This is a genomic window from Streptomyces otsuchiensis (assembly GCF_004305975.1).
Classification (GTDB): Bacteria; Actinomycetota; Actinomycetes; order Streptomycetales; family Streptomycetaceae; genus Streptomyces; species Streptomyces otsuchiensis.
In genome coordinates this window covers 1-637 of the sequence record NZ_BHZI01000579.1, presented here as the reverse complement: position 1 = coordinate 637, position 637 = coordinate 1, and the positions used below count along the sequence as shown (strand labels likewise).

Genomic DNA, 637 nt, shown 5'->3' with positions numbered 1-637 from the left:
GGGATGCCAACAGCGCGGTCGCCCACTACGACAATGGCGAGGACCACCGCCAGGCGCTTCTGGCCCGAGCCGAAGCCCTGCAACTGGCCGGCCGGTACCTGACACAGGTCCGGCAGTACGACCTTGGCCACACCGCCCTGGCCGGGGCGATCACCGACGCCCGCCGTGCCGCAGACACCCTTACCGCAGCGTCCGGCGTGATCGGCATGTGCTGGCTGCTCCTGCGCCAGGGACGCTTGGACGAGGCGGAAGCCCTCGCCGCCCAGACCGCCGACATGATCGAGCCGAGGCTGTACAGGGCGACCCCGGACGAATGCGCGGCGTGGGGCTGGCTGGCACTACGGACTGCGGCTGCCGCAGGCCGCAACAACCGCCCCCAGGAGGCCCGCCACTACCACCGCGTCGCCACCACAGCGGCGTCAGCGGTGGGACGGGAGCTAACCGCCCCCACGACCGTGAGACCAGAAAACTCCAGGTCACAGCCATGTAGGAAACACACTCGACAGGTGAAGACCCAAGTCCGCCACACCACCGTGTGGCGAACACCTAACGCCGATTGACCCCAGAAACCGCGTTTCCCCAGGTCAGAACGGCTCTGCGTGGGTTCGCTGTGTGGGGCGGGTGGGACTCGAACCCA

Annotated in this window: 1 pseudogene; it reads left to right on the top strand. The window is 68.6% G+C overall.

The window, feature by feature from the left end:
• Positions 1-560: pseudogene (locus E0D90_RS25935) on the top strand (hypothetical protein); the annotation flags it as partial.
• Positions 561-637 lie beyond the last annotated feature (77 nt).